At 43.7% G+C, this 23,514-nt stretch carries 24 protein-coding genes; 19 read left to right on the top strand and 5 right to left on the bottom strand.

Translation table 11 applies throughout. The annotated features are described in order from the left end of the window. Positions 1–82 precede the first annotated feature (82 nt). Positions 83–328, top strand: a complete 246-nt coding sequence (locus BLU12_RS02655; protein WP_091460387.1) for a thioredoxin family protein — start codon at positions 83–85, stop codon at positions 326–328. A gap of 101 nt (positions 329–429) precedes the next feature. Here BLU12_RS02655 and BLU12_RS02650 read toward each other — a convergent pair whose 3' ends face one another. The 4 genes from BLU12_RS02650 to BLU12_RS02635 all read right to left on the bottom strand — a co-directional run bounded on the left by BLU12_RS02650 (position 430) and on the right by BLU12_RS02635 (position 5,200). Continuing rightward, on the bottom strand, positions 430–1,674 hold the full coding sequence (locus tag BLU12_RS02650) for a Glu/Leu/Phe/Val family dehydrogenase (protein ID WP_091460385.1): 1,245 nt from the start codon (positions 1,672–1,674) through the stop codon (positions 430–432). Between the two features lie 375 nt (positions 1,675–2,049). Beyond that, positions 2,050–3,612, bottom strand: coding sequence for an amidohydrolase (locus BLU12_RS02645; RefSeq protein WP_091460384.1), 1,563 nt, complete (start codon positions 3,610–3,612; stop codon positions 2,050–2,052). A gap of 46 nt (positions 3,613–3,658) precedes the next feature. Beyond that, the gene (locus BLU12_RS02640) at positions 3,659–4,819 is read right to left on the bottom strand and encodes a permease (RefSeq protein WP_091460382.1); all 1,161 of its coding nucleotides are present in this window, start codon (positions 4,817–4,819) and stop codon (positions 3,659–3,661) included. Between the two features lie 39 nt (positions 4,820–4,858). Next, entirely contained in the window at positions 4,859–5,200 is a 342-nt protein-coding gene (locus BLU12_RS02635) for an ArsR/SmtB family transcription factor (RefSeq protein WP_091460380.1), read from the bottom strand. 189 nt (positions 5,201–5,389) lie between these two features. Here BLU12_RS02635 and BLU12_RS02630 point away from each other — a divergent pair, with 189 nt between their 5' ends. Further along, entirely contained in the window at positions 5,390–5,881 is a 492-nt protein-coding gene (locus tag BLU12_RS02630; RefSeq protein WP_091460379.1) for an ECF transporter S component, read from the top strand. Between the two features lie 130 nt (positions 5,882–6,011). Here the strand turns inward: BLU12_RS02630 and BLU12_RS02625 are convergent, their stop codons facing one another. Continuing rightward, positions 6,012–6,572 (bottom strand): flavodoxin family protein, encoded by a 561-nt coding sequence (locus tag BLU12_RS02625; RefSeq protein WP_091460460.1) that lies wholly within the window; start codon positions 6,570–6,572, stop codon positions 6,012–6,014. Between the two features lie 156 nt (positions 6,573–6,728). On the opposite strand from BLU12_RS02625, the gene BLU12_RS02620 reads away from it, so the two are divergent. The 17 genes from BLU12_RS02620 (at position 6,729) to BLU12_RS02540 (ending at position 23,506) form a co-directional block, all read left to right on the top strand. Further along, positions 6,729–7,517, top strand: coding sequence for a DUF4198 domain-containing protein (locus BLU12_RS02620; RefSeq protein ID WP_091460377.1), 789 nt, complete (start codon positions 6,729–6,731; stop codon positions 7,515–7,517). Continuing rightward, positions 7,517–8,119, top strand: coding sequence for a cobalt transporter CbiM (gene cbiM, locus BLU12_RS02615; protein ID WP_091460375.1), 603 nt, complete (start codon positions 7,517–7,519; stop codon positions 8,117–8,119). Before BLU12_RS02620 ends, cbiM begins: the two co-directional genes overlap by 1 nt. Continuing rightward, positions 8,116–8,748, top strand: coding sequence for a hypothetical protein (locus tag BLU12_RS02610; RefSeq protein ID WP_091460374.1), 633 nt, complete (start codon positions 8,116–8,118; stop codon positions 8,746–8,748). Before cbiM ends, BLU12_RS02610 begins: the two co-directional genes overlap by 4 nt. After that, a complete protein-coding gene (gene cbiQ / locus BLU12_RS02605; protein WP_091460372.1) occupies positions 8,735–9,451 on the top strand; it encodes a cobalt ECF transporter T component CbiQ in 717 nt (238 codons plus the stop codon). Before BLU12_RS02610 ends, cbiQ begins: the two co-directional genes overlap by 14 nt. Further along, entirely contained in the window at positions 9,448–10,125 is a 678-nt protein-coding gene (locus BLU12_RS02600; protein ID WP_091460370.1) for an energy-coupling factor ABC transporter ATP-binding protein, read from the top strand. Before cbiQ ends, BLU12_RS02600 begins: the two co-directional genes overlap by 4 nt. Positions 10,126–10,438: 313 nt before the next feature. Continuing rightward, positions 10,439–10,897, top strand: a complete 459-nt coding sequence (locus BLU12_RS02595) for a hypothetical protein (protein WP_091460368.1) — start codon at positions 10,439–10,441, stop codon at positions 10,895–10,897. Then, a complete protein-coding gene (gene fsa, locus BLU12_RS02590) occupies positions 10,881–11,540 on the top strand; it encodes a fructose-6-phosphate aldolase (protein ID WP_091460367.1) in 660 nt (219 codons plus the stop codon). The genes BLU12_RS02595 and fsa overlap by 17 nt, the downstream gene beginning before the upstream one ends. Further along, the gene (rho, locus tag BLU12_RS02585; RefSeq protein ID WP_091460365.1) at positions 11,530–12,873 is read left to right on the top strand and encodes a transcription termination factor Rho; all 1,344 of its coding nucleotides are present in this window, start codon (positions 11,530–11,532) and stop codon (positions 12,871–12,873) included. The genes fsa and rho overlap by 11 nt, the downstream gene beginning before the upstream one ends. 95 nt (positions 12,874–12,968) lie before the next feature. Beyond that, positions 12,969–14,393 carry a LysM peptidoglycan-binding domain-containing protein gene (locus BLU12_RS02580; RefSeq protein ID WP_091460363.1) on the top strand — a complete coding sequence of 475 codons (1,425 nt, stop codon included), beginning with the start codon at positions 12,969–12,971 and terminating at the stop codon, positions 14,391–14,393. 5 nt (positions 14,394–14,398) lie between these two features. Further along, the gene (locus BLU12_RS02575) at positions 14,399–15,781 is read left to right on the top strand and encodes a phosphohexomutase domain-containing protein (RefSeq protein WP_234945387.1); all 1,383 of its coding nucleotides are present in this window, start codon (positions 14,399–14,401) and stop codon (positions 15,779–15,781) included. Positions 15,782–15,912: 131 nt separating this feature from the next. After that, positions 15,913–17,517: a CTP synthase gene (locus BLU12_RS02570; RefSeq protein WP_091460360.1), complete on the top strand. Its 1,605-nt coding sequence runs from the start codon at positions 15,913–15,915 to the stop codon at positions 17,515–17,517. Positions 17,518–17,531: 14 nt separating this feature from the next. After that, positions 17,532–18,572, top strand: coding sequence for a hypothetical protein (locus tag BLU12_RS02565; protein WP_091460358.1), 1,041 nt, complete (start codon positions 17,532–17,534; stop codon positions 18,570–18,572). A 68-nt stretch (positions 18,573–18,640) separates the two neighbouring features. Next, complete coding sequence (locus BLU12_RS02560) at positions 18,641–19,066, top strand: hypothetical protein (protein WP_009200460.1); 426 nt, start codon at positions 18,641–18,643, stop codon at positions 19,064–19,066. Between the two features lie 30 nt (positions 19,067–19,096). Then, a complete protein-coding gene (locus BLU12_RS02555) occupies positions 19,097–20,272 on the top strand; it encodes a hypothetical protein (protein WP_234945386.1) in 1,176 nt (391 codons plus the stop codon). Continuing rightward, positions 20,262–20,816 (top strand): LPS export ABC transporter periplasmic protein LptC, encoded by a 555-nt coding sequence (locus BLU12_RS02550; RefSeq protein ID WP_234945385.1) that lies wholly within the window; start codon positions 20,262–20,264, stop codon positions 20,814–20,816. The genes BLU12_RS02555 and BLU12_RS02550 overlap by 11 nt, the downstream gene beginning before the upstream one ends. 33 nt (positions 20,817–20,849) lie before the next feature. Continuing rightward, positions 20,850–22,559, top strand: coding sequence for an OstA-like protein (locus BLU12_RS02545; protein WP_091460354.1), 1,710 nt, complete (start codon positions 20,850–20,852; stop codon positions 22,557–22,559). Further along, a complete protein-coding gene (locus BLU12_RS02540) occupies positions 22,556–23,506 on the top strand; it encodes a D-alanine--D-alanine ligase family protein (protein WP_091460352.1) in 951 nt (316 codons plus the stop codon). The genes BLU12_RS02545 and BLU12_RS02540 overlap by 4 nt, the downstream gene beginning before the upstream one ends. The last annotated feature ends 8 nt before the right edge of the window (positions 23,507–23,514 follow it).

The raw sequence follows: 23,514 nt of genomic DNA, 5'->3' as shown, positions 1-23,514 counted from the left end.
CTTGAAACAAGCTTGTTTCTGAAAAGCCATTATGTGTGATATAATTGCCACATATCTCATGAACAAAGGAGTTGATCTTGAGTTGAAGATACAAGTTCTTGGCACGGGGTGCCCTAAGTGTAAGAAACTTGCGGATATGGCTGAAAAAGTTGCGCGAGAACTCGGTCTAGATTATGAAGTCGAAAAGGTTACAGATATTAATAAAATAATATCTTTTGGAGTAATGGCTACCCCTGCCTTAGCTGTTGACGGGAAGGTTGTCATTGCAGGTAAAGTTCCGTCGGAAGGGGCGCTGAAAGATACATTTAGAAACTTATCGGGTAATTAGATAACCTCTGAACATAACTTTAACGAGCCTGCCTAATGATGGAATTTAACGCAGCAGAGGCAGGCTCGTAGAGGCATAGTTGCTATGCATGTAATTATAATTTATGGCCAAATTCCGCGTATGCGCATTGCTTGTGATATTCTTCCGATTGCTGTTACGTATGCAGCTTCGCGCATTTTTATTTTTCTTCTGCCTTTAATTTCCCATATCTCCCGGAATGCCTCGGTTATCCTGTTGTAAAGTTTTTTATCCACGGTCGATTCGTCCCAATATTCCCCCGATCTTCCCTGGACCCACTCGAAGTAGCTAACGATCACTCCGCCGGAATTTGCCAAAACATCAGGAATTATTAAGACTCCATTGTCGGAAAGCGTTTTCTCCGCCTGCGGAGTGACAGGGCCGTTTGCCAATTCTAAAATAATTTTGGCCTTTATATCGCTGACGTTTGTCTCGTTTATCATCCCTTCCAAGGCGGCGGGTATTAGGATATCCGCATTACTCGACAATAATTCTTTGTCTGTTATATTCTCGCCCTCCGGAAAATTGGCAACTGTCCTGTTTTTCATTTTATGTTCCTTTAGCTCGCTAGCAGGCAAGCCCTTTGGATTATAAATTCCACCTCTGGTATCCGATACAGCGATAACTTTTATTCCCATCTTTTCCAATAAAAGATGCATATAACTTCCGGCGTTTCCATATCCTTCGATGGCGCAGGAGAGATCTTTATTATTGAAATTTAGCGCTTTTAACGCTTCAGTAAGAACGTATACTCCGCCCTGTGCAGTTGCTTTGCTTCGACCCAAAGAACCGCCCACTTCGACTGGTTTGCCCGTAATGACGGAGGGCTGACTGAAGCCCTTGATCTTTTCGTAGGTATCGGCTATCCATGCCATGATTTGAGGATTGGTATTTACATCGGGAGCGGGGACATCGTAATCTGTGCCTATGAAGCGCGATATTCCCAAGGCATATGCCCTGGTCAACTTTTCCAGCTCGTCAATCGATAGATCTGCAGGTGAGCAATTTATACCTCCCTTTCCGCCTCCGAAGGGCAGTTGGGCTACAGCGCATTTTATAGTCATCCATCCGGCTAGAGCAATTACCTCATCCCTGTTTACCTGAACATGATAGCGTATTCCGCCTTTATAGGGTCCAAGAGCATTATTATAGTGACAGCGCCATCCCTTGAAAATCTTTATTGAGCCATCGCTCAAACGAACCGGAAGAGATACCTCTAAAATTTCTCTTGGTTCTTTTAGAATATCGAAATACTCCGGATCAATGTCGATGTATCTTGCGGCATCATCGATTTGTTTTTTTAGCATTTCATATGGATTAAGCTGCATATAAAGATCACTCCTTCATAATGTTATTAAAACAAATAGACATTTAGGCTGCATGATGCGCACATGCATATGTATAACATAAGTGTGACCCATGGGCTGAATTTAATAATCCATGTTTATATAGCACTTTTAATAAAAAGTCAAATATTAAACTAAACGATTATATAAGTTTATGCATTATATAGCAGAAGATATCTCTTATTAATGATATATGACTCACAAATAAAAAGAGGTTATTGGAATTTAAATAAGCTTGAATTAGCTCTTTGAGATTATTCCAACAACCTCTTTTTAACTGAGTGGGAGAGGCAATTTTTACTGAGGTTAACGTGAGGCAAATATTTTGTTATCTATAGGCACCAATTATAATCGAATCTATCGAACCTCCTTGCCCCCAATGTATGTTTTTTGGACCCTTATATCTTTAATATATCTAGGGTCAGTTTCAAAGGGGTCTTTGTCTAACACTATAAAATCAGCTGGCATGCCTATTCCCAAATTTCCTATATCGGGGTCTAGCATGATATTGCCTCCTCCTGCAGTATAGCAATAAATGGCGTCTGTTATGTCCAGCGCTTCGTTTGGTGTCGCTGCTGCGAGAGGAATATCCTCGTACTTGCCCCTTGTAACTGCAGCATAGACGGTCTCCCAGGGATTGAGTTCTTCCACAGGCGAATCTGTTCCAAATGCAGTCGATATTCCGTAAGAGAAAATACTTTTAAAGGGGTGTATGAACTCTGCCCTATCTGAGCCTAATCGGTCAATGGCCCACCAGTCCGTGATCACGAAATGCGGTTGGATTGAGGCATACAAGCCTATATCCTTCATGCGTTTAATTTGGTCTGGTCTTAAAACGGAAAGGTGCTCGATTCGGTGTCCTCGATCATAAATTTTAGCTTCCTGAAATGTGTCAAGTATCATGTCTATTGTGGCATCGCCTATTCCGTGAACAGCGATCTGTAAATCAGCAGCATCAGCTGATTTGACCAACTGTAAAAGTTCTTCTTTGCCTATGTTTGGGAATCCCTGCAGGTCAGCCATATCCGAATAGGGCTTGGTAAGCCATGCTGTGCGGGCACCGAGCGACCCGTCGGCGAGTATTTTAATTCCCTGTATCCTTAACATGTCGTCGCCGAAGCACCTCTTTATGCCTAGTTTGTCTAAGGCGGATAAGATCTCGGTATTTTCGTACATTTTTTCCCCGGTTTGACATCTTTTTCCTGGCTCCAGATATGCCCTGACTCTTGTGGTAATTTCTCCGTCATGCCATAGTGACATTAAAGCAGACAGCATCTTTGCGTCACAGCTTACAAACCCAAGACAGGTCAACCCCTGTTTGGAAGCATAAATGAGGGCATCTTTCAGGATTTTTTTGCACTCGGAAATAGAAAGGCTATCTTTAAATATTTCCCTGGCTCGTTGAAATTCACTCTCCACCACTATGCCCGTGGAGGAAGTTATGCCCGTCATCTCTAAGGCTTTTGAATTTAGGACCGCGGCATGAAGACATACCCTTGAGAGAATAACAGGTCTTTCTTTCTCAACGGCATCTAAGTCGTCTTTTGTAGGCCATCTTTTTTCTCTGAAAAGCTCTTGGTCCCAACCATGTCCTAAGATCCACGAAGTTGAAGCCTTTGAAGAGAAATTATTTAGTTTATCTCGAAGATCTTCGATGCTTGCCGTGTTTCTTAAATTCAGAGAGTTAATGTACATTCCAAGTTCATCGATGTGCAAATGAGAATCAATGAAACCGGGTAGGACAATTTTCCCTCCCAAGTCTACTGTTTCACCTGTCAAAGATTTGGTTTGCTCCGAAATCTCTATGTTTGATCCTGTGGAGGCGATTTTACCATTAACGACCAAAAAGGCTTCAAAATGCCGGCTATTCCCGATGTCCCCGTAGACCTTGCAATTAATGAATCCAGTAACGTAATTCATGACTTTAACTTCCTCCTGTTAATCATAAAGAGATTATTATCCTACGCTAAAGATTACCATAAATTATTCCAGCCAGCGTAGAAAGCAGCACTACGAGGATAACGTATGTTACTGTTTTCTTTGTTCCCAGTACTGTTCGTATCACCAGCATATTTGGCAATGATAAAGCCGGGCCTGCCAAAAGAAGGGCAAGTGCCGGTCCCTTACCCATTCCTGCGCCCAAAAGACCCTGCAATATCGGCACTTCCGTTAGCGTGGCAAAATACATGAAGGCTCCAACGATAGACGCGAAAAAGTTAGAAAAGATTGAGTTGCCGCCCACTAGATAAGATACGTATGCACCTGGGATGATACCCTCGTGCCCGGGGCGACCGAGGAGAAAACCGGCAATCAGGACCCCAGCGAAAAGCAATGGCAATACTTGAAGCGCATATCCCCAAGTGGCGCTATACCATTCGGATCTTTCCTCTGCTGAAAACCATTTTTTAATCACTAGGGCAGTAAAGGAAATACTGATCGTTGCTACTATCCATTTAACGTTATAAAGTTGTGCCCAAAAACCGATATCCGCCTTTGGAGCTGCAAGGTTTGCGAATATCAAAAAGCAAATCATGCCTGCCATAACTGATGCCGATTGCCATAGAGGATGAGATGTACCATCTTCGGCTGGGAAGGCAAAAGCTTCCTGCCTTTTCTCTTCGTCTTTTCTAAATATAATTGACATTGCTAATCCGATGACAACGCTGAAAAGAATGGCTCCAACCGCTCTGGCCAGGCCCATCTCAAAACCCAGTACTCTCGCCGTTAAAATTATGGCCAACACATTGATAGCCGGTCCGGAGTAAAGAAATGCGGAAGCAGGGCCTATTCCGGCTCCTCGGGTATAAATTCCGGCAAACAAGGGAAGAACGGTGCAGGAGCATACGGCTAAAATTGTGCCAGAAACCGCTGCAACGGCATAGGATACGAACTTTTTTGCATGGCTTCCGAGATATTTCATGACGGACTGTTGACTGATGAAAACGGAAATGGCGCCCGCTATGAAAAAAGCAGGAACCAGGCAAAGCAGGACGTGTTGTCTGGCATATTCATGAAGCATTGCCAGGGCTTCCGAAGCAGCGACTGTTACTCTGGGTGAATCGGCCGGTATAAAGTAAAAAAAGAGAAATGTAAGAAGAATTAAAGCTAATTTCTTGTTGTCGCTCATAAAAATGCCTCCTAACTAACTAAAAATAATATATTTATGTTAAATTTCGCAGTTATCTTGGGAGCACGAACATTTACAGTCAAATTGAATTTTCACCGGATCGCCAAAAATGGCATGCTCTATACACTGAAGCATGGGAACTAAGCAATGCAATTTAAGTCTGTAGTAAATATATAAACCCTCTCGTCTTTGCTCGATAATTTCCAAATCTTTCAGGATGGCCAAATGTTTGCTCACAGTAGTCCTGTCGCAGTCAAATAAACTTGCAATTTCACAGGCACACATCTCCTTATTGCCCAACAGTTCGATGATTTCGATACGGACTGGATGCCCCATGGCCTTTAACAGCGTCGCCTTTTTGCCTTGAGTTTCCATATCCATTATTAACCCTCCTTGACAGATATGTGGCAATATTATCACATATGATGCAAATGCGCAATTTATATTCAAGACAGATTGGAATGGTTGGGATCTTTTACTGATACTACCGGTTACGTCTATAATGTGGTATAAAATAAATCAGTTGGAAATGATGTTTTTATTTTTCAAATATAGAGAGGGTGGCAAGAAATGACTTCTTCACAGGGAAGCGCCAAGGAAGTGGCATTGGGTGCTCTTTTTGCGGCAATTGTAGCGGTAGCAACAATAATTCATGTCCCCGTGCCTGGATATAGGATTTATTTTAATTTAGGCGAAGGCGTTATATATTGTGTTGCTATGTTGATGGGGGCAAAATATGGAGCTATTTGCGGGGGTATCGGAGGAGCTCTTGCCGATATTGTGCTTGGCTATCCCCTATGGGCACCTTTTACTTTCGTGATCAAGGGAATCGAGGGTTTTGTGGTTGGGAAAATGCGAGAGAATCGAAAAAGGGCAGTGATAGCGGGCGCATGCGTAATGATTGCAGGATATACATTGGTTGCAGGTATTCTATATGGATGGAAGGTTGCTCCCATTGAGTTTCTCACCGATTTGGCCCAAACCGGCGTAGGTGCGATAATAGCTCTGGTCATTCTGCCCTATATCGAAGGGCCTATTAGAAAGCTTCTTGGAAGACAGTAGGAGATATTCCCTAAAGTCTGGGCTGTTCCGTAGAAAATTCTTGTGGATTAATGTTTCTTTCGAATAACAAGATAACTGCGTACGTTAGCGTTTGCGTACGCAGTTATCTTGTTTGAATCAGCAGATTATACTAACTAGCTTTGCCGACGGATGCTCCCAAGTCTTTGGCTTGATCTAGCCAATTTCCCTCTTCTATATCTCCAATATCGTAAACATTGTGGGCACATATTTTGCCTGCCAACTTGAGCCCTAAAAGGGATGCGGATCTGTCGAAGGATTCCAAAACTGCGGCAAAGACGTCTTCGCGTTCGTCTCCGGCCGTGACTAATAATACGCTTTGCTTGCCCTTAACGGTGGTTTTTGCCTTGTCTGACATATAGGGCAACATTCTATCCCAAACCGCTTTAATTTGTGCGCTCCAGCTATACCAGTAAAGGGGCGTTGCGAAAACAACGACGTCGGCATTATCGATGGACTCGTACAATTGAGACATATCGTCTGCTACTATACAATGTTTGCCCTTGGACCAGCATTGCCTGCAATCAGAACAACCTTGTATATTCATATTGTGGAGTCTAAAAAATCTGGCCTGGGCACCTTGAGATTCAGCGCCTGTGGCAAAGGATTTGGCCAACCTCTCGCTGTTTCCGTTTTTTCTGGGACTCCCGAGCAAAATAACAATCTTTTTCATGATATTTTCGGCACTTGAATGCCGATACCTCATCTCCCTTCCTGATATTTTTTCTATACATAATATTAACACTTTTTTAGCAGTCCCTTGACAAACGGACTTTCATGAGTAATACTAAACTAAAGAAACGTAACACTTAAGGAGGGTCCTCTTCTGATGAACAAAGTTTTAAGCAGAATATTCTTTGCGGTATTTGTAGCTTTTTGTGTCTGTCTCTCGACTTCTCCTTCGTGGGCTCATTTCCAGGTAATTTTGCCCGATAAAAACATAATTTCTCAAAACGAAAATTCTGAGTTAAACCTAAGGCTTCTTTTTACTCATCCCTTTGAACAGGAAATGATGGATATGGAAAAGCCAGAAAAGTTTGGTGTCTTTGTTCGTTCTGAGAATATTGATCTTATGAAACATTTAAAGGTTCGCAAAAACGATTCGGGTTTAAGATACTGGGAAACTGTCTTCGATGTAAAGCGGCCGGGAGACCACATTTTTTATGTAGAGCCCTCACCTTATTGGGAAGAGGCTGAAAACAAATATATCATCCACTATGCGAAAACCGTCGTCAATGCTTTCGGCATGGAAGAAAGTTGGCAGAAACCCCTCGGGCTCAGGGCTGAGATAGTGCCGTTGACGAGGCCTTACGGATTGTGGCCCGGCAATGTTTTTCAAGGTAAGGTTATTATGGAGGGGAAGCCCTTGGCAGGTGCCGTAGTAGAAGTGGAGTATTACAATGAAGGAAAAAAAGTTAAGGCTCCCTCAGATGTTTATGTTACACAGGTAGTGCGGACCGATGATCAGGGTGTATTTACCTATGCCATGCCCTGGGATGGTTGGTGGGGTTTTGCTGCACTGGTTGATGCTCCCGAAAAAATGAAGTCTCCTGGCGGAAAAGATGCTGATATAGAGCTTGGGGCAGTTATTTGGATAAAGGCGGAGAGGGGGAACTAATGCATATCTCAGAGGGTGTACTGTCCTTATACCCTTTGACAATCGGAGCAGTTGGGGCAGTTGTCGGCATAGCGGCTGGACTGAAGAAAATGGAAATAGATGAAGTTCCTCGAGTGGGGATTGTATCTGCAGCTTTGTTCGTTTCGTCTTTAATTCATATTAATATCGGGCCAGCCAGCGTGCATCTCCTGCTTAACGGCATAGGTGGCCTTTTGTTGGGAATGAAGTTGTTTCCCGCATATCTTGTTGCGCTTTTTTTGCAGGTATTGTTGTTTCAATTCGGCGGTTTGGCGGTTCTCGGGGTTAACATCTGCACAATGGCTATTTCCGGACTTGTAGGCGGTCGTTTGGGGAGATGCGTTATAATCTCAGGAAAACCGTCCTGGCTTGGCGGGGCCGTGGCTGGAGGGATAGGGGTTGTTTTAGCCACTCTTTTTACTGCGCTTGCCTTGGCTTTTAGCGGAGAGGTTTTTTTGATAACGGCTAAATTGGTGTTGATTGCCCATATTCCTGTTGTGATTCTTGAATCCTTGATAGGTGCTTTTATCGCGTCATTTATCTACAAAATGATGCCTTCATTGTTAGGGGTGGACGAAAAATGAGAGTAAACAGGGCACCTTTATTCTTCGCGGTTATTCTAGCATTGTTCGTTATCGTTTATCCGGCGACCATTGCTATGGCTCATAAACTTAACGTATTTGCCTACTCGGAGGACAGCTCGATCCTTGGGGAGGCTTACTTCAACGATGGGGCACCGGCCAGAAATTGCGAGGTATTGGTCAAGGCAGAAGGGGACGGCTCTGTTGTAGGAAGAGGATGGACGGATGAAGATGGCAAGTTTTCGGTGGATATTGACCCGTCAAATAGGAAAATTGTAACTGTAGTAGTCGATGGAGGTATGGGGCATCTTGGAAGAGTAAATATAAATTTATCTTCATTTGATAATAGTACCGATATGTCTGATTCTAATTCTACAGATAAAGTTCCTATGGAGGAAGAGCAAATAGAAAACCTGGTTGTCACTTTAGACGAAAAGGAGATTGCGTTTATTGTAAAATCTGCACTTCGTAGCGAGATAGAACCGTTGCATGCAGAAATTATACAACTTCGTAAGGAGCTCTCAAAACCGGGATTTAATCAAATCATGGGCGGCGTAGGGTACATTTTTGGCTTGATAGGCATTGCTCTTTGGTTTAAAAAGGGAAGCGGTGACGGGCATGATAAACGTTAGTTACATCAATTATCATAGTAAGCCAAAGGGGAGTTTTTTAGAGCGTATTCCGCCTTATGTAAAGTTGCTTTTAACTTTTTCCGTAGCCTTGTGTGTGGCTCTTTTAAATTCCCTTATGGCTCAGATTTTTTTGTTGATGTATTCTATTGTCTTAGTCGGGCTTTCGGGAGTACCGGTTAAAAGGCTTTTAAAACGTTTGATGGCTGTAGATGGGTTCGTTTTAATGCTATGGTTGACTCTTCCTTTTTCTTCAGAAGAAGGAGTCGCAACAGCCACGCTCATAACAATTCGCATCCATGCAGCTGTATTGGCATTTATGGCACTTCTCCAGACGACTTCCATGCCTGAGATATTGCAGGCTTTATGTCAACTGCGTTTTCCGTCAAAATTGGTAGCTTTGCTTCATTTTACCTACAGATATATTCATGTATTGGCTGAGGAGTCTTCAAGGATACACCGCAGCATGGCATTGAGGGGTTTTGAGCCTTCTTTGAATTTGCGAACCTTTAGAGCCTACGGATATTTAATTGGCATGTTACTATTTCGAAGTTTTGTTAGATCGCAAAGAGTTTATAGTGCTATGCTGCTTAGGGGTTTTAATGGAACCTATACCTTTCTGACCTTTAAATCCAGGCTTTCACGACCCGACTTTTTAAAGCTAGCTGTCCTTTACGCCATTCTTGTGGGGTGTTTGATGGTATGAAGCCGTTGTTAGTTGTAAAAGATCTTATCTTTGCTTATCCGGGCAAACCTCCGATTTTTAATGGACTTAACTTCGAAATTTATGCAAAGGAAAAAGTGTGTATTATTGGCAAAAATGGGGCCGGCAAGACGACATTTTTTTATGCGATCATGGGTTTGCTCGGACAACTCCAGGGAGAAATTATTTTTGAAGGCAAAAGCATTCGGACTAAGGAAGATCTGCGATATTTACGCCAAAAAGTCGGTTTTCTCTTTCAGGATCCCGAGGACCAACTTTTTTGTCCCACTTTGCTCGATGATGTGCTTTTTGGCCCATTGAATATGGGGCTTAGCAGGGAAGAGGCTACGGATAGGGCATGGAGCGTTTTGAAGGAACTTAAAATAGAGGATCTGGCCCATAATCCCCCCTACACGCTTTCGGGAGGGCAAAAAAGGCTAGGTGCTCTGGCGGCGATTCTTGCTATGGATCCGCAACTTCTTTTACTCGATGAACCTTCAAGCGGTCTCGACGAAGAGGCTGCTAACAATCTGTCGGGAATTTTAACTCATCTTGATAAAACCATTATTATGGCTTCCCACGATACGGATTTTGCGGAGGAAGTTACAGGCCCCTGGTATGAGTTGTCATCGGGAAATTTAAGACTATTACACGGAAAGACCCGTGTAGGTATCTGAGAGATCGCTTCTCAAGTTTTCGACAATAAAATCTAACGTTGTTTTTTTGAAAAAGAGTCAAATTCACTCCAAAAATTTCACAAATAAATTACGTACAGTTTATATATACTGAAAAATTTTTCCTATTGTAGTATCATTAAACAGCACCCTCGAGCAGTAGGCAACAGTACATTTTTGCTATTGGACCACTAAAAACCGTATGAACTGTATATAAAGCTGATGTTTTTAGTTGACATCATGGAAATACCGGGAAGAATAACGCAAAAAGGGCCAATAACTACTTGCCATAACTTGGAAGGTGTGGTATTTATTAATGGATGGTACGACTAAAAAGCCTTTAATATTTATTCTTGCAGTCGCTATATTGTTAGTTCCCTCCTTTGTCGTTACGGTTCGTAGCGACATGATTTCTGGTGCAGTAGAGATTACTAATATCATAGTATGTGAGGATTTAACTAGTGATCTCGTGCCCGTTAATGTAGTTTCGAGTTCTTCCGGTTTTTCCTATGGTATAACGCAAGTGTGTGTCGCCTTTACCTACCGGGGCAGCAGTTACTTTGATTCTTGTGTTGAATGGTATTACGAGGGTGATTTGATTCATAACGAGAGTGTTTATTTAGATGGAGAAGGGGTGAAGGTTTTTTATTTACTTCGCGACGATGGTACTCCCTTAAAAAAAGGATTGTATGAATTTTATATAACTTGCAAAGGCGTGCGATTAGCTGATATTTCCTTTTCGATAGGAGGTTCTGAGAGTGAAATTATTTCTTGACACTGCAAATATCAACGAGATTGAAAAAGGTCTTGAATGGGGGGTCATCAGAGGCGTTACCACAAACCCCTCTTTAGTTGCGAAAGAGGGATCAATTTCTTTTCGTCAACATGTGAAGAAGATAGCGGAGATTGTTAAAGGTCCCGTTAGTGCCGAGGTAATATCTATGGATACCGAAGAAATGATTGCAGAGGCAAGATCGTTGAGTTCTTTGGATCCAAATATCGTGGTTAAGATCCCTATGATACAAAACGGGATAGCAGCTACTAAAAAGCTATCTTCAGAGGGAATTCCAGTAAACGTCACGTTGGTTTTTTCGCCTCAACAGGCTTTGCTTGCAGCCTTGGCGGGAGCTGCCTATGTCAGCCCCTTTGTCGGTCGGCTTGATGATATTGGTGAGGATGGAATCGGGTTGGTTCGAGATATAGCGCAGATATTTTCGATCCATAACATAAAAACTGAGATTATTGCAGCGAGCATCAGACATTCGAGACATGTTTTTGATGCTGTCGTTGCGGGAGCGCATGTTGTTACGCTCCCCTTTAACGTTTTGGAGCAAATGTTTAATCATCCTTTGACGGATAAGGGTTTAAAAAAGTTTTTAGCTGATTGGGAGGTATACGTTAAGCATCATGGGAACTAATGCCATTGAAGATCAAGCAACGGAAAGCACCAAAAAAATAGCGGTCGAGGAAGAACAGGAAGTGGTAACGGCAGTTCCGCGCCCCAGATACACCTTCAGGGAATTGATTAAGGCCACAATCCAGGATCTACGCCAGATAGCCAGAGAAATTTCCGTTCCTTCTGTTACAACTTTAAGGCGTAAGGATGACTTGGTTGTTGCTATTTTAGCTAGGCAGGCTGATAAACTTGGATTGCGCTTTAGCGGGGGAACGTTGGAAATTCTGCCCGAGGGATATGGTTTCTTGAGACCTTCAGGATTGCTGCCCAGTGATCGGGATATATATGTTTCTGTGTCTCAAATCAGGCGATTCGATCTGCGTAATGGCGATGTAGTTTGGGGAATGGTTAGACCCCCGAAGGATCAAGAACATTACGATGCGTTGTTGCGGGTCGAGATGGTAAATTTCTCCGATCCCGAGATAGCCAGGCAAAGGCCTCATTTCGAACGTCTAACGCCGATATTTCCGAACGAAAAGCTTAAATTAGAAACCAGATTGGACATATTGTCAACTCGTTTAATCGACCTCTTTGCTCCTATGGGAAAGGGACAAAGGGCTTTGATAGTATCTCCCCCAAAAGCCGGCAAGACTACGCTTCTGAAGGAGATAGCCAATGCCGTTACCGCAAATAACCCCGAAGCCATACTAATGGTGCTGCTTATAGACGAAAGACCTGAGGAAGTAACGGATATGCAACGCTCCGTCGATGGGGAGATTATCGCATCTACCTTTGATAGGCCAGCCGAAGAACACATAAGAGTAGCTAATTTGGCCATCGAAAAGGCTAAGCGTCTGGTCGAAGTTCATAGGGATGTTGTTTTATTGCTTGATTCCATTACTCGTCTTGCTCGGGCGTCTAATTTGATCGTTCCACCATCGGGCAGGACTCTGTCTGGAGGTATGGATCCCGTCGCGTTATATTTTCCAAAGAGGTTCTTTGGTGCTGCCAGAAACATCGAAGAAGGCGGAAGCCTAACTATAGTGGGTACGGCTTTAGTGGACACTGGAAGCAGGATGGATGACGTAATATACGAGGAGTTCAAGGGTACTGGAAATATGGAAATTCATCTGTCTCGAAAGTTGGCCGAACAAAGGATCTTCCCTGCTATGGACCTTCTCAGATCTGGCACCAGAAGGGAAGAATTGCTCTTAAGTCAAGAGGAGATGGCTAAGATATGGACTCTGAGGAGGAGAATAGCGAACCTCGACGAAGCCGAGGTCTTGAATTTGATATTGGAAAAACTAAGGAAAACATCCTCAAATAAGGAATTTTTGATGACTATCAAGGTTTAATATCAAAATTACGGTTGCATCCTTTTTGTTTTTCAGGTAATTTTAACCTTAGGAGCTAAATCAATACCGTAGCCTAGGCTTTAGGAGGGGGAAAGATGTTCGAGCACGATCCTGTTAATGGTAAGTCCTTTAAGAAAAGGTTGGATTTCCTGGTATTTGTTGCGTTAATGATTTCTGCTACGGTATTTATAACTGGAGCCGCCCTTCAAAGGTCAAAAGTAGAAGCACTGGAAAGCTTGAGTTTTTTGGAAGCAAAAGAATTTGGCTTGCCGGGGTATTTGATCGTTGATGTGACAGACCTACTTATTCCAGATGGAGACATGGGTGCCATAGGTCCTTTGCCCGATGGCTCCGGGGCAATAATGTTTAAGGAGAAGACTTTGAACAACGCCGACACGCAAGAAAAAGAGCCGGGAAATGATGTCCAGGAAAAACTAAACAAGTTGCAAGAAGAGTATTTTAACGGGCAGGATACTGCTTTCCAAGCCGGAAACGACAATAGTAGCGGTGAAATAGTTCTCGAAGAGGTAACGCCCGATTATCGGGTACATGAAGTTCAACAGGGCGAAACCTTGGCCAGCATAGTCAAAAGATACACGGAGTATGGAATTTCGATCGAAGATATCGCCAAGGCCAATCAAATTAGCAACATACACAAGTTGAATGTCGGCGATATTCTCTTAATCCCAACATCTAAGGACAATGTCGACGTCGTTTTGAAAGAGCTGTTAAAAAGGCGCGCCAAAGCCGAAGAAGAAGCAAAATCCGCCCCAAAGATAGAAACCCGTACTTATACAGTCCAAGAAGGGGACAGCCTCTGGACGATAGCAAATAAAGTGAATTTAGATATCAATACTTTATTTGGCTGTAATGATCTGAAGAATCCTGACTTACTGAAACCAGGCAGCAAATTAAGGATCCCCAACCAGGACGGTATATTTTACAAGGTAAACAAGGGAGATACTCTAAGCTCTATTGCAAAAAAATACGGAATTTACATTGAGGCAATTGCGGCTGCGAATTCGATTGAAACTGATGCAGTCTTGATAGCCGGAAGCGAAATCTTCTTGCCGGGAGCAAAGGATCTGAACAGTTTTACAAGCGGGACTTCGAGGGCCGATGGAAACAGCGGTTCTATAGGATTTAGATGGCCCGTAAGAGGACGAATTACGAGCCGATTCGGATATAGGCGAGATCCCTTTTCGGGTCGTAAAGATCTTCATACGGGTTTGGACATTGCCGCCCCGAGGGGTACTCGCATAGCTGCTGCTGCGGCAGGTCGTGTTGTTCACGCCGGATGGATGGGTGGATATGGCCGCACAGTCGTAATAGATCATGGTCGAGGATATAGGACATTATACGGCCACTGCAACAGCATTTCGGTAAAGAAAGGTCAGAGGGTTAGCGCAGGTCAGGTAATTGCGACTGTTGGAGCGACTGGCAGGGCTACGGGACCACATCTACATTTTGAGGTCAGAAAAAATAATTCTCCCGTCAATCCTTTGAAGTACTTGAGGTGATAATTGTGATTAAATTTGGGACCGATGGTTGGCGTGGAATAATAGCAGACGATTTTACCGTCGATAATGTAAAAAGGGTTAGTTGGGCGATAGGTAAATATATACTTGAAGAATACGGTGATAGGGCAAGTGTGATAGTGGCTCGTGATGGCCGTTTTCTGGGCGAAAAATTTGCAGCCATAGCTGCCGGGGTTTTGGCAGCTATGGGGCTTAAGCCGACGATATTGGAAGGACCGACAGCTACTCCAACGTGTGCTTATGCTGTGAAGGAATATGGGGCAAGAGGAGCAGTAATGTTCACTGCAAGTCACAATCCTCCCGAGTATCAGGGGCTCAAATATATTCCCTATTTCGCGGGTCCGGCCACTCCCGATATCACCGGCAAAATTGAGTCTTACATAGCGATGGCGCCGTCTTCTGTAGAAACTTCCGACGAAAACATAGAATATGCCGACCCCACCGAATCATATATAGCCCACATCAAGGGTATCGTTCAATTGGAAGGCAATGCCCAAAAGATCGTTGTCGATACATTACACGGTGTTGGCGGCAGATATTTGCCTCGAATATTGCGAGAGTGTGGGTTTGAAGCAATCTCTATAAATGAAGATATAAGGCCTGACTTCGCAGGATTAAGTCCGGAGCCCAAAAAAGAGACTTTGGAGTCTCTCATAGGTAAGGTTAAGGAATTGAATGTAATTGGACTTTCTACGGATGGCGATGCCGATAGATTTGGAGTTGTCGACGAAAAAGGTGAATTTTACCCGGCAAACTATATATTAGCCATACTATATTCATATTTGCTGGAAACCGGCCGCACCGGTGGAGTGGCAAGAACTGTGGCTACGACACATATGTTGGACGAAATAGCTAAACTTACAGGCCAACGGGTTTGGGAAACCCCCGTAGGATTTAAATATTTAGGCCAATTGCTTTTGAAGGAAAAGGTTTTGCTGGCAGGGGAAGAGTCCGGGGGAGCCTCCATAGCAGGACATATCCCTGAAAAAGATGGCATCCTTATCTGCCTTCTGGTATTAAAGGCCGTCGTTGAAACGGGGCGCAGTTTAAAGGAATTGCTTGAAGCAGTATACGATAAAATTGGTGCAAAATATGTCTCCACAAGGCTCGATTTCAAAGTTGCCCATGAGCAGAAGGAAAAAGTAATTTCTCTAATCAACAGTTGGCAGGATCGTTCTTTTTGCGGCGATGCTGTTATATCTGTAAAAAGAGATGACGGATTGAAAATAATCTGCGAGAGGGCGTGGATTTTATTGAGACCATCGGGAACTGAAGACGTAGTTCGCCTTTATGTCGAGGCAAAGGGAGAAGATATCTTACAAAAATTTAAAGAGAGTGCAGTGAACGTATTCGGACTTGATGTAAAATAAGCAGTTTTTACCATGTCAAATAAATTTATATTTGCTACCTTTGGCCGAGAGAAGAGCCTCCTCGGCCTTTTTAGATGATATGATATTGACTATCTTAAAATAAATTTAAGGCTCGTTACGGAGGTATACATATGAGTAAGTACGTTTTTGTTTCCGGAGGCGTGGTTTCATCTCTTGGAAAAGGCATTACGGCAGCATCGCTGGGGCTGTTGCTTAAACGAAGAGGCTATAAGGTGACGGCTATTAAATTGGATCCATACATCAATGTGGATGCCGGCACGATGAACCCCTATCAGCATGGTGAAGTTTTTGTGACCGACGATGGTGCAGAAACGGATTTGGATCTTGGGCATTACGAGAGGTTTATTGACGAATCTTTAATGGCTAAAAATAATGTCACTACAGGTCAGGTGTATTCCTCTGTAATAAAAAAAGAACGGGAGGGCAAGTATCTGGGGGCCACCGTTCAGGTCATACCGCACATCACGAATGAAATACAGGAGAGGATTCAAAAAGCTGGAGAAGGCTTTGATGTAGTATTGGTAGAGATAGGTGGAACTGTAGGGGATATTGAGGGTCAGCCTTTTTTGGAAGCCATCAGGCAGTTTGGTTACAGGGTCGGCAGGGAAAACGTAGTATATTGTCATGTCACTCTGGTTCCCTTTATACCCACGGCAGGAGAATTGAAGACCAAACCAACCCAACATAGCGTAAACGAGTTACGGCGCATTGGAATTCAACCTGACGTAGTTGTATGCAGGGCAAGCCTTCCTTTGCAAGAAGAACTGAGAGATAAAATAGCTCTATTTTGCAATGTAAAGAAAAAGAATGTTGTAGAAGCCATTGATTGTGATAATATTTACAAAATACCCATGCTGCTGCGCGACCAGGGATTCGATACCATGGTTATGGAGATGTTGAACCTTGAAAACAGCGAAGAGCCAGATTTGAAAGAATGGGAAAATTACTTACGACGGAGCGAAAATTCTTCAAAAAATGTCGAAATAGCCCTAGTGGGGAAATATGTAGGACACAAAGACGCTTATCTCTCCGTCAAAGAAGCATTGGAACACGCGTCGGTCAACAACGGTGCTCATGTAAGCATTCGTTACGTTGAGGCGGAGGAGCTCGAACGACAGGGAGTTAACATCCTAAAAGGGGTGAATGGCATATTGGTGCCCGGCGGATTTGGTAGAAGAGGAATTGAAGGAAAGATCATGGCTGCGCGATATGCTCGCGAAAATAGGATACCTTACCTCGGGCTGTGTCTGGGAATGCAAATTGCCGTAGTAGAATTTTCCAGAAACGTTTGTTCCATCGTTTCTGCCCATAGCTCCGAATTTGATCCGGGAACGCCCAACCCTGTCATTCATTTATTGGAAGAACAAAAAAACATATCCGATGTGGGCGGTAGTATGAGGCTTGGGTCCTACCCATGCGAAATAAAACAGGGTACTCTGGCCTATGAGGCATACGGAGAAGCTATGGTCTACGAAAGACATCGTCATAGATGGGAATTTAATAACGATTACAGGAGTCGCTTGGAGAAAGAAGGTTTACTTGTTTCAGGAGTGTGCCCCGACAGAAATTTGGTTGAAATTGTCGAATTAAGGGATCACCCGTGGTTTGTCGGTGTTCAGTTTCATCCCGAATTTAAATCTCGCCCTACGAGACCGCATCCCCTATTCTCGTCTTTTGTAGGGGCAGCTTTGAAGAATGGCTCTATTATAAACTGAAGGGAGCGACTGTCATGACAGGGAAATTGAAAAGTCTGCTTATAGTAATGGCAATAGCGATGATTATCTCTAGTAACATGACTGCATACGGGGAAGAAGCCCTTGATAAACCCCCTTTTGAGATTCTATCCCACATCGAAGAGTTGACCTATGGGCAGCCTAAAAGCGGAGGATTAATGTCTCGTTTGTCCGAAATAGAAAAAGCCTATTTCGGCAGAGAGTTGCCGGGAAGCCTTTCGGAACGTCAGCAAGCTTTCTTGAATTTTCTGGAGAATGGATTGCCGGATCAACCGTCCTTCATTTTTAAGTTAGGGGTATGCGAGTGGATCGTAACACAGAAGATTGGCGACGGTAATTTGAAGGAACGCCTAGAAGCTCTTGAGAAGCTGCTGGAGGGTGAACCTAAAATAGACGGGCCCTTTGCGATGAGGCTTGAGCGAATAGTAGGATTAATACTTCCTGAGGGCATAACATGGGAGGAAGTTGAAGTTCCCGACAAAAAGGTTTTTAAAGTGGCCTTGAAGAACACTCTATCGCCTCAGGACGTAAAGGTGGGAGATCCCGTTGAGCTTGTAATGCAGGGCGATTTTGTCGTAAATACATCCTTGATCGCCCCTTCAGGAAGCTACGTTCTCGGTAGAATTGACAGCATAAAACCTCCCAGGAGTTTTGGTAGACCTGCAGAGGTTAAAATCGCCTTTGATCATATCATACCTTTAGATCTTGTGAATAAAATCCCGGTAATGATGGGCGAAGAAGCAGAAAAAGCTAGCCAGGCTGACGATAGCGTAATTGCAGCGGCCGGAGCCAGTTTTGTCGGCGCTATTTTGCTCGGTCCTCTCGGTTTTGCAGGTGGAATGCTCGTTAAGGGCGATGTCAAAGACATACCGGCAGGTACCCCTTTTTATCTGGAAACTGCTAAAGCTACGACTGTAAGGGCCTATCCCGTGCCCGAGATATTGCAAAGCATAATTAACCCGTCGCAGACACCTCCTCCTGCGGAAGAGGTCGAGCAAACGGAAAATACATCTACGACTATCAATAAAACCAAATAGGGATAAAGATAATTACATTATGCCTAGTTGTTAACGACTAATGTATATGTTGTTGGAGGGGTAAAGTAATGAAGAAAATTATCTTAATTTTGACTTTGGCTGCAATGATTTCTACAGGAGGAGGCATTGCATATGCCTTCGATGTATCGGATATAATAGGCGTTATCGGGGGAGGTTTTTTGGTAGAGACTATAGCTGATCCCCTTAACGATTTCATAAACACTGTCACGTTAAATAGAGGTGTGGCTTCCGAAGAATCTACCAAAGTTGTGCCAATAGTATCCGTAGGCCAAGGGACGCGCATAGGTGCTGCCCAGGTTTCGGGTCCGAAATCGGCCATAGATAATACGAAAGCTGTAGCAAGGATTGATGCCAAGTTTCAGGATCGCTTCAGGATAGAAATTTTAATACCCATTGATTCTCTAAACCCTTTGGAGCGATTTAGAAGAGTTCAAGGAGTGGGTGTTTCTGCTGTTATAGATTACAAGCTATAATCGCAAATGTACAAAGAAGGGGTTCATCTTTTGAGGAAGGTAAGCTGGATAGCTTTGATTTCGATATTCTTCTGCCTATGTCCTCTTTTTGCGGGGTGGGCGTGGGCAGAAGATGTTGCCATAGAACTGGTGGAAAAGCTCCAAGGCAGCACGGCCTTTTGCTGGGGTACGGATTGCCTGGTATGGCTGGTTCATTATCCCGAAGATATTGTAGACCCTTGGGTTTCCATTGAAGCTAAAAGACAAGGGTTCGGCGAACAAGATAAAGAAAAGTATCGCCGGGCCTTTGTCAAAGATTTAAGGCTCGACGAAAGCGAGCCTTTTCTCCTTACGATATATAATTTCGGCATAAAGTCTCTGTCTTTGAATCCTTTATCAGAACACCTGTTTTTGAAAAAAGACGGAGAGAGATTGAGCCTATTGGCTTATGACAGCAGCTTCGATGAACCCATATACGGTTTATTGCAGGGTTTGGTATATTTTCCAAAAATCGACGCCGAAGAATTTACCGTCCTTTTAGGCGGACTTGAGCCGAGAGAAATGCTTTTCCCCTTTGGGTCGAAAACATTACAAGCTGAGGCCGATATTCAAAAACATACAAAGGCTGAGGAAACCTGGCATGAAAGTGAAAATGCTGGGGAAAAACCGAAATTTGAGAAGATCGTGGTAGAGCTTCCCGCTACACACACGGCAGAAAGTGACGATAAAGAAACAGGGATGAAGGAGAAGAAAGCCCCTGATGAAACAATTCCTTCTGAAAAAGAGAATGTCGCCGGTAAAAGCGATAAGACTGTTGTGCCCAGGATAGCCCCCGGGCCCGATCCGTTGCTTAGGGCACAAGAACCGCAAGAGACAGATACGGATGTTCTTTTGAAGAACATGTTGAAGGATATCGAAAAAGAAACTTCCATGACCAAAGAGGAGGTTGTAAGGCTTTTTGTAGAAAGCTGGATAGCCGGAGATACTGAAACAATGTATGAGCTTCTATCGACTGAAAGCCAAAATGCCTATTCATATGAAGATTTCAAGAAAGCAGCGATGGAGTCCAACATCAGATGGGCCTTTAGCGATGGATATGATCTCGCGTGGATCAATGACAACAGAGTAAAAATTAGCGGGATTCAGAAAATGCTCCTTTTAAAAGTTGAACGAAGTAAGGTGTTAGGTGTTGTCGAAGAAAGGAGAAGGTGGCGAATTGTTTGGTAAAAAGAGGCTGTGGCTTATAATTCTTTTTATCGTTTTTGCCGGCTTCTTCGCTGCTTTTTTGGTGAGGGATTTGTATTTGACTGTCGAAAGTGATGACGGTGATAAAAATGTCTTTGCAGTAGAAAATATCCATTATCAAAATATAATTGACGACAGTCTGTACATATTGGACGCTAAAAAAGGATGGAAGACGAAAGATATGTATGTGCTTGAAGATATTAGTATTTCCATTAAAGGAAGCAGCGATACCGAATGGAAGGTGCAGGCTAAGAAGGGGAGCGTTCCCGAATTGTCCGGGGGTGTTGTCAGTTTAAAGGATGCCAAAGGCATTACACAGGTAAGTTCGGATAAGTATCATTGGGAATCCCCTGAGATACACTGGAAACCTGACGAAAAACTTTTTTTCTTTGATAACGGCATTCGTGCCTTTGGCGATTTGATAGAAATAGAGTCCCAGAGAGGAGTGGTGCGCCTTTCCGGTGAAATGCAATTGTCTGAAAGGGTTAAAGTAGTATATAAAGCGCAAGACTTGGCAAACAAATGACGTCACTTTCGTTCCAATAGAAGGGGAATAAATATGATGAGACGCGACCATTCGAGTCTACGCAAAAAAGGTATTTATATTTTTTTATTGATATTTTTTGTATCTTTCGCAAGCACTTGTGCAGTTGCTCAAGATGCTTCCTTGCCAATCACGCTGGAAGCGGATAGGGTGGTTTTTTTTGAGGCTGAGAACCGTGCTGAGGCCGAAGGGAGCGTTGTCATAAAGCGAGCCGATATGACGCTTACAGCTCCTTATGTTGAGTATTACGTAAATGACTCAATGGTATTTGCCCAGAGCAAGGATAACGAGCCTGTCGTTTTAGAATGGGGCGAAAGGATTTTAAGGGGAGATAAATTAGAGTACAACTTAATGACTCAGGAGGGTGTAATGCAAAACGGATCGGGCCAAGAAGGCCCTGTCTACGTATATGGCGGGGATGTCATGGTAGCTCCCGCAGAGGCGGCATTAGAGAAAGGTTGGTTGGGCAAGGAGGATTTAAAAAAGACCGACAAAGAGATCCACGTCGCCGTCTGGGAAAGGGCGAACTATACGACTTGCGATGCGCCTCAACCTCATTATCACCTTTATACTACGAAAATGACTGTAATACCGGGAAATAAAGTGGTTCTAAAGCGTCCCAAAGTCTATATGGACGGTAAATTGCTCTTCACATATATTTTTAACTATGAAGTTAGTTTAAAAGAAGGAAAGCCGGGCGGTCCCTTCGTTTATCAATTCAAGGACGACTCGGATAAGGGAACGGGAATCATAGGATACGGCCCTATCGTCACGGACGACAGACTGTCCGTAAATGCCCATCTGGCTTATTGGTCTGATATGAATGAAGAGTGGATATTATCGGGCAGTTACGTTCTTACTGATCAGTGGAATTTGTTTGCCTCGGCAGCCTATTTATATAATTCGGATGAGGACGAAAAGAGATATCGTCCCAGCTGGGGTGCAGGTTACCATAATGCAGGATTTTCCGGAAGGATTCATTGGACTCAGGCAGAAAGCGTTTCTATAAAAAAAGAATCGGGAAGAACTTACAAGGGCATACTTTGGCGGTCTCCCGAAGTCGAGTTGTTCACTCCCTGGGTCGATCTGACCTCAAAGACTAAATCGCGGCTCGCCCTTTATTGGGGACATTATGAAGCTATGGGAGTTAGAGGTGGAGATGAGGCATCGGTCGACAGATGGGGTTACGGTTTCGACTTTTCTACTTCTTTTTCGCCCCTGGATAAAAAGAACAATAATTTCACTCCCTTCATTTGGTCTAGGTATCAGTGGTTCAAGTACGATGACCCAAGTCAACGTCAGGAAATTATCGATGCAATATGGGGTTTGCGTTACCGTATCGGGGAATTCCCCATGGTGACAAGCTATGCTCAGCGTTGGACGACGGGCGAATCGCCGATGAGTTGGGACAATTACAGCGATAGGCGAGAGATCTTCCAGACTGTTGGGATTCCTTTGGGCAGTCGCTGGAGGGTTGCCGTAAGGATGGCTTACGATTTTAGGGACGAACATTTGGATGAGGTTGTGGGAAGCCTGGTATACGATGAGCATTGTTATGCCTGGGAGATAATATATAAAGATGAAAGACCGTTATATTCCGATGATGAAGACGACTGGATCGGCTTGAGGTTGGTTATAAAAGCTTTCCCTGAGAGCAATATTACCTTTGGAGGAGAGGTCGAAGAGATAAGAAGTCCGGCCCAGGAGGTTGGTTTTATAAAATGAAAGTTTTAGTGTTGTATGGAGGCGATAGCCCGGAACGTGAGGTCTCTTTGGCGAGTGGGAAGGCTGTATTGGAAGCAGCTTCAAGGTGTGGGTTCGATGTATTGGATGGCTGTGTTGAAACGGTCAAAGACGTAGTTAGGCTGATGAATGAGCGTGATTGCGATGTAATATTTATAGCCTTACACGGAAGCTGGGGAGAAGATGGCAGGTTGCAGGCCTTTCTTGATTTTTACGACATCCCCTACACAGGGTCGGGATCTGAGGCATGTATGCTTGCCATGAATAAAGTATTGAGTAAATACAGGTTTCAAAGAGACGGAATTCCCACCCCCGATGGCGTTGAGGCCAATTTATTTCAAGAGGGGATCAATGGCGCTTGCAAAAAAATCTTGGAATACTACGATTATTTTTTGAATGGCGGTAAAATGGTCATCAAACCGGCGAGGTGTGGCAGTACATTGGGCGTTTCCGTCATTACATCCTCCAGCGACGTATATGAAGCTGTTCAGCTGGCTTCAAGCTACGATAGCCTTATCATTGCAGAGCGTTACATCTCTGGAAAAGAGATAACCGTTGCTGTTTGGGACGACGACAAGCCGCAAGCTTTTCCCGTGATCGAAATAGTCCCCAAAAATTCGCTTTATAGCTATAAAGCGAAATATACACCCGGCAACAGCGCATATTTCGTGCCGGCGCAATTAGAGGATTCGATTGCCAAAAAGGCTCAAGAGGCCGCGCTCATGGCCCATATCAGCTTGGGGTGTGGCCTGTATAGCAGGGTAGATATGCGCCTCGATACCCAAGGGAATCCCTATGTATTGGAAGTAAATACTGTTCCAGGACTGACGAGTACCAGTTTGGTCCCTAAAGCTGCAAAGGCGATCGGATGGGATTTCGACAGATTTGTGAAGGAACTTATCCAAAATACGCTGAATAAGAAGCTCTAATTAAATAT

The sequence above is a fragment of the Acetomicrobium thermoterrenum DSM 13490 genome (assembly GCF_900107215.1).
GTDB lineage: Bacteria > Synergistota > Synergistia > Synergistales > Acetomicrobiaceae > Acetomicrobium > Acetomicrobium thermoterrenum.
Note: the sequence above shows the minus strand (reverse complement) of the source record. Positions and strands in the feature narration are given on the sequence as shown.

What these genes read in the sequence shown, in the direction of transcription:
- BLU12_RS02540 (WP_091460352.1), top strand. Translation starts at nt 22,556, where the DNA reads ATGAAAGTTTTAGTGTTGTATGGAGGCGATAGCCCGGAACGTGAGGTC.
- BLU12_RS02640 (WP_091460382.1), bottom strand. Translation starts at nt 4,819, where the DNA reads ATGAGCGACAACAAGAAATTAGCTTTAATTCTTCTTACATTTCTCTTT.
- BLU12_RS02620 (WP_091460377.1), top strand. Translation starts at nt 6,729, where the DNA reads ATGAACAAAGTTTTAAGCAGAATATTCTTTGCGGTATTTGTAGCTTTT.
- BLU12_RS02580 (WP_091460363.1), top strand. Translation starts at nt 12,969, where the DNA reads ATGTTCGAGCACGATCCTGTTAATGGTAAGTCCTTTAAGAAAAGGTTG.
- cbiQ (WP_091460372.1), top strand. Translation starts at nt 8,735, where the DNA reads ATGATAAACGTTAGTTACATCAATTATCATAGTAAGCCAAAGGGGAGT.
- BLU12_RS02565 (WP_091460358.1), top strand. Translation starts at nt 17,532, where the DNA reads ATGACAGGGAAATTGAAAAGTCTGCTTATAGTAATGGCAATAGCGATG.
- BLU12_RS02545 (WP_091460354.1), top strand. Translation starts at nt 20,850, where the DNA reads ATGATGAGACGCGACCATTCGAGTCTACGCAAAAAAGGTATTTATATT.
- BLU12_RS02630 (WP_091460379.1), top strand. Translation starts at nt 5,390, where the DNA reads ATGACTTCTTCACAGGGAAGCGCCAAGGAAGTGGCATTGGGTGCTCTT.
- BLU12_RS02610 (WP_091460374.1), top strand. Translation starts at nt 8,116, where the DNA reads ATGAGAGTAAACAGGGCACCTTTATTCTTCGCGGTTATTCTAGCATTG.
- BLU12_RS02570 (WP_091460360.1), top strand. Translation starts at nt 15,913, where the DNA reads ATGAGTAAGTACGTTTTTGTTTCCGGAGGCGTGGTTTCATCTCTTGGA.
- BLU12_RS02625 (WP_091460460.1), bottom strand. Translation starts at nt 6,572, where the DNA reads ATGAAAAAGATTGTTATTTTGCTCGGGAGTCCCAGAAAAAACGGAAAC.
- cbiM (WP_091460375.1), top strand. Translation starts at nt 7,517, where the DNA reads ATGCATATCTCAGAGGGTGTACTGTCCTTATACCCTTTGACAATCGGA.
- BLU12_RS02635 (WP_091460380.1), bottom strand. Translation starts at nt 5,200, where the DNA reads ATGGATATGGAAACTCAAGGCAAAAAGGCGACGCTGTTAAAGGCCATG.
- BLU12_RS02595 (WP_091460368.1), top strand. Translation starts at nt 10,439, where the DNA reads ATGGATGGTACGACTAAAAAGCCTTTAATATTTATTCTTGCAGTCGCT.
- BLU12_RS02645 (WP_091460384.1), bottom strand. Translation starts at nt 3,612, where the DNA reads ATGAATTACGTTACTGGATTCATTAATTGCAAGGTCTACGGGGACATC.
- BLU12_RS02560 (WP_009200460.1), top strand. Translation starts at nt 18,641, where the DNA reads ATGAAGAAAATTATCTTAATTTTGACTTTGGCTGCAATGATTTCTACA.
- BLU12_RS02650 (WP_091460385.1), bottom strand. Translation starts at nt 1,674, where the DNA reads ATGCAGCTTAATCCATATGAAATGCTAAAAAAACAAATCGATGATGCC.
- rho (WP_091460365.1), top strand. Translation starts at nt 11,530, where the DNA reads ATGGGAACTAATGCCATTGAAGATCAAGCAACGGAAAGCACCAAAAAA.
- BLU12_RS02600 (WP_091460370.1), top strand. Translation starts at nt 9,448, where the DNA reads ATGAAGCCGTTGTTAGTTGTAAAAGATCTTATCTTTGCTTATCCGGGC.